This is a genomic window from uncultured Aureimonas sp. (assembly GCF_913775355.1).
Taxonomy (GTDB): Bacteria; Pseudomonadota; Alphaproteobacteria; order Rhizobiales; family Rhizobiaceae; genus Aureimonas.
Map to the genome: position 1 here is coordinate 1 of NZ_CAJYIU010000239.1, position 4582 is coordinate 4582.

At 70.4% G+C, this 4582-nt stretch carries 5 protein-coding genes; all 5 read left to right on the forward strand.

The window, feature by feature from the left end:
• Positions 1-161: 161 nt before the first annotated feature.
• Positions 162-1544 carry a UDP-glucose/GDP-mannose dehydrogenase family protein gene (locus tag QZ753_RS14530; protein WP_294644585.1) on the forward strand — a complete coding sequence of 461 codons (1383 nt, stop codon included), beginning with the start codon at positions 162-164 and terminating at the stop codon, positions 1542-1544.
• Between the two features lie 64 nt (positions 1545-1608).
• Positions 1609-2286: an SGNH/GDSL hydrolase family protein gene (locus QZ753_RS14535; protein WP_294644593.1), complete on the forward strand. Its 678-nt coding sequence runs from the start codon at positions 1609-1611 to the stop codon at positions 2284-2286.
• Between the two features lie 99 nt (positions 2287-2385).
• On the forward strand, positions 2386-3249 hold the full coding sequence (locus QZ753_RS14540; protein WP_294644586.1) for a hypothetical protein: 864 nt from the start codon (positions 2386-2388) through the stop codon (positions 3247-3249).
• A gap of 142 nt (positions 3250-3391) precedes the next feature.
• On the forward strand, positions 3392-3664 hold the full coding sequence (locus tag QZ753_RS14545; protein ID WP_294644587.1) for a hypothetical protein: 273 nt from the start codon (positions 3392-3394) through the stop codon (positions 3662-3664).
• A partial coding sequence (locus tag QZ753_RS14550) for a hypothetical protein (RefSeq protein WP_294644589.1) occupies positions 3664-4582 on the forward strand: 919 nt, incomplete at its 3' end. The genes QZ753_RS14545 and QZ753_RS14550, both read left to right, overlap by 1 nt.

A 4582-nucleotide genomic window follows, 5' to 3' on the forward strand; every position in this document is an offset into this window, starting at 1 on the left:
CGTCTGCCGGGTTCATGCCGAACCCGGCGGAAACCTTGTCACGTTCCTTTTCTTGCATTGCAAAGGACGACGTGAAACATGGGTTCGTTATCCTGTAGTTGCATATCGACCGGCGGCGAACTCCGGCGCGGTCTGCAGCTCGAACGTGATGGATCGGTCCGATGCTGGATATGTCGAATGCCGCAAGCTCGGCGCCTCAGGTTGCCGTGATCGGAACCGGCTATGTCGGGCTCGTCTCCGGCGCGTGCCTCGCAGAATCGGGCTGGCGCGTCGCCTGCGTCGATCAGGTGGAAGCCAAGATCGAGAAGCTGAAGGCCGGCATCATCCCGATCTACGAGCCGGGTCTCGACGAGGTCGTGGTCCGCAATGCCGAGGCCGGCCGCCTCACCTTCACCACCGACATCGCCGAGGCGCTGCGCGAAGCCGCCATCGTCATCATCGCGGTCGGCACGCCGACCCGCAAGCTCGACGGCAATGCCGACCTGCAATACGTCTATGCCGCGAGCCGCGACATCGCCCGCAACCTCGACCACTATGCCGTGGTGGTGACCAAGTCGACCGTGCCGGCCGGCACCGGCAACGAGGTGCGCCGCATCATCGAGCGCGAGAATCCCGGCCTCGACTTCGACGTCGCCTCCAACCCCGAGTTCCTGCGCGAGGGCAACGCGGTCTCCGACTTCATGAAGCCGGACCGCATCGTGATCGGCACCGACAGCGCGCGGGCCCGCGAGAGCCTCGAGGCGCTCTATCGCCCCTTCACCGACCAGGGCTTCGAGCTGATCTCCACCGACATCATCTCGTCGGAGCTCATCAAGTACGCCGCCAACACGTTCCTGGCGACCAAGGTGTCCTTCATCAACGAGATGGCCGATATCTGCGAGAAGGTCGGCGGCGACATCGGCGCGATCTCGCGCGGCATGGGCTCGGACAAGCGCATCGGCCGCGAGTTCCTGAAGCCCGGCCCCGGCTACGGCGGCTCGTGCTTCCCGAAGGACACGCTCGCCATGGTCCACATCGGCGAGAAGGCGCTCAGCCCCGCGACGATCGTCGAGGCCGTCATCACCGTCAACCGCTCGCGCCCGCACCGCATGGTCGCCAAGGTCATCCAGGCCGCCGGCGGCTCGGTGGACGGTCGCACGATCGCCCTCCTCGGCCTGACCTTCAAGCCCAACACCGACGACGTACGCGACAGCGTCGCGGTGCTGGTCGCCGAGCAGCTGACGCAGCGTGGCGCCATCGTGCGCGCCTTCGATCCGAAGGGCATGGACCACGCCCGCGAGATGCTGGGCGATGCGATCGAATACTGCCCGACGATGCAGGACGCGATCGACGGGGCGGATCTGTGCGTTCTCGCCACCGAATGGGACGAGTTCGTGCGCTTCCCGCTGGACGGCTACCGCGCCGCCCTGCGCAACCCGATCCTCGTCGACTTCCGCAACGTGTTCTCGCTGGAGACGATGGCCGAGGCCGGCTTCGAGTATCACTCGATCGGCCGCGGCAGCGTTCAGGCGCCGGCCGCCGAGCCCCTCGCGCGCTCGGCCTGACGAGACGGGACGGGCGCGCCTTGCCGCCGCAGCAGGCGGGCCCCCGATCCGGAGGCCGGACGTGATGGTTGCAGTCTGCCGCGCGCTCGGACGGGGTCTGGCCCTTTCGCTCGCCCTTTCCTGCGCGCATCCGGCCGGTGCCGAGGAGCGGACCTTGCGGATTTCGACCTTCGGCACGAGCCTCACGGCCAACGGCGGATGGCAGGCGCCGCTCGCCGCCGCGATCGGGGCCTGCACGCGCGCGCCGGTCGACGTGACGAACGACGGCCTCGCCGGGGCCGCGTCTGACTGGGGCGCGGGGGCGGTGGACGCGGTCGCCGCCACGCGACCCGACATCGTGTTCCTGGAATTTGCCGTCAACGACGCCGCGCTCAACAAGTGGATCGGCGTCGACGAAAGCGTTGCCAACATGCGCGCGATCGTCGCCGCGTTCCGCCGGCAGAACCCCGGCATCCTCGTCTACGTCATGTCGATGAACCCGATCAGCGGCCGCCGGTCGTGGGCGCGCCCGTTCCGCGACCGCTACGAGGACGCCCATCGCCGGCTCGCCGAAGAGCTCGGCGCCAGCCACATCGACCACCGTCCGGCCTGGAACGCGATGGGCGCCGACGCGCTCTATCTGGCGATCGTCGACGGTGCCCACCCGACGCCGGGCAGCGCCACCTCGATCGTCGTGCCCAACATCATGAAGCGGCTGGTGGACGACGGCGTCCTGCCCTGCCGGACCGACCGGAACAGCTGACGCCTGGAACGGCCGCAGGACGTCCCCTCGGCCGACCGATCCTCGCATGCCCCGCCTTCCTTCGCCCGCCCGACATCCGCGCCAGGAGCCCAAGCGTTCATGACCGTCAACCTCTTCAGCACGGCGAACCTCTCGTCCGGCCGGTCCGACGCCCTGTCGCGGATGATCGCGTCGGTTTCGGCCGCCGCGCGGGCGCGGCCCGACATCGAGCTGCGGCTGATGATCCTGCTGCAGTGTTGCACGACGGCGCCCGGCGATCTCGTGCCGGCGGAGGATGCCGGCCTCGTGACGCTCCTGACCGTGCCCGGCCTCGTCTCGCTGTCGGCCGCGCGCAACACCCTTCTCGCCGAGGGACGCCGCCTCGGCTGGATGGACGGCGACGAGATCGTCGCCTTCCCGGACGACGACTGCTGGTATCCCGACGGCGTGCTCGGCCACATCCACGACGCCTTCGCCTCCCAAGCCGATCTCGACTTCTGGTTCTGCGACTACGCGTCCGCCCCCGTGCCGGTGAACGGCGCGCTCGAGCGCGACGCCTCGGTTCAGGACGTCCTGCGGCGCGCCTCCTCGAACACGATGGTGTTCCGCTCAGCGATCGTGCGCGAGATTGGCGGCTTCGACCCGGAGCTCGGCGTCGGCGCCCGGCTGAACGGCTCGGAGGACACGGACTACGCGCTGCGGGCGCTGGCCTCGTGCCGCCAGGTCCGCTTCATGCCGCTCGCCTCGATCGGCCACCGCGACCGCAACACGGCGATCCGCGCCAAGTACTACCCGTCCGGACTTCTGGTGATCGCGCGCCATGCGGGGCGCATTCCGGCCCTACGTGCGGCCCTCGTGCGCAAGCTCGCCGTCGGCTCGGCGCTGACGGCGCGCGGCGAGCTGAAGCCGCAGGTCTTCCTCGCCGCCGTGCGCGCGGCGCTGGCGGAGATGCGCAGGAAACGGCCCGGCACCGCCGCGGCCTGACCGGCCGCCGGGCGGCGGCGCACCAAAGCGGCCGACCCCGCCTTCGCAGGTGGCAAGGCTCCCCCGGCGGGGGCGCCCCTCCCCCGTTTCTCCCCGCCCTCCCGCCCCACCTCTAGCCTGCCGGCGTTCCAAGGAGAGCGCGATGGCAGCCCAAGACCCCTATTCGAGCAACGCCCCGACCGCCGACGGCCCGGCGACCCGCATCTTCGCCGTGGTGCCGAGCGACAGTCTCGACCTCGCTTTCGTGACCACCGGCGTCTTCGTCGGTCAGGGCGGCGACCTCGCCGTGCAGGACCGATCGAGCGGCGAGACCGTGGTGTTCCGCAACCTCGCCGACGGGACGGGCCTGCCGATCCGCGTCGCCCGCATCCTCGCCACCGGCACGACTGCCGGCCAGATCGTGGGCATGGCGTGATGGCGGGCCTCGGCATCGGTCTTCTTCTTTCCGCCCGCGGCGGATCCGCCCTGTCGCGGCCGGCCTACGATCCGCCGTCGCGGACCGCGACCGGCAGGGCCCCTCCCGGCGCCGTCGTCACCGTCCTCCTCGACGGGGCATCCGCCGGCAGCGCGACGACCTCGGCCGAGGGGCGTTGGGCCTTCGCCTTCGCCTCAGCGCCGGCCGCCGGACAACGCATCGCGGCCCGCGCGGAGATCACGTCGGCGAGCCTCAGGGTCGCCGCGACGGAGGCCGGTGCGACCGGCGGCGACACCGTCCGGCGCCTGGCCGGCTTCGGCGGCGACCAAGGCAACCAGATCCGCCCGTCCGACGGCACGAAGACGACGTTCAACGTCCGCAAGCGGTTCTACACGCCGGTGCCGATCCCGAACCCGGAGGTCGCCTATACCGGCTTCTACTACAACTCGGGCGCCGAGTACGACTATCCGAACGAGGCGATCTACCACAGCGCGATCGAACTGCCGGACGGCACGATCCGCGACATGGGGGCGCCCGTCACGGTGGCGCCGGGCACGATCCTCGCGAAGTCCGAGAAGGCCACGGGCTTCACGGTTCCGGCCGGCGTCTTCTGGATCCGCACGTATGGGCGCGTCCCGTCCGGCGGTCGCTGGTACTACACGGACGCCTTCCGCGGCGCTTATGTCGGCCACATGGAGGAAGGCGTCGATCTCGGCGATAAGGCCGTGTCCGGCTCGATCGGCAACGCGTCGCAGCAGATGCCGGCAGGCGCCATCGGGCTCGTCGGCGACCTGCCGGCCTCCCACCGCCTCTTCGCGCTGGCCGGCGACAGCCTTTCGCAAGGGGTCGGCGGCTATTCGCACGGCACGGCGCCGGGCCTTGCGCTCGGCATCCTCGCGGGCCTCGTCCTCGAGTCTC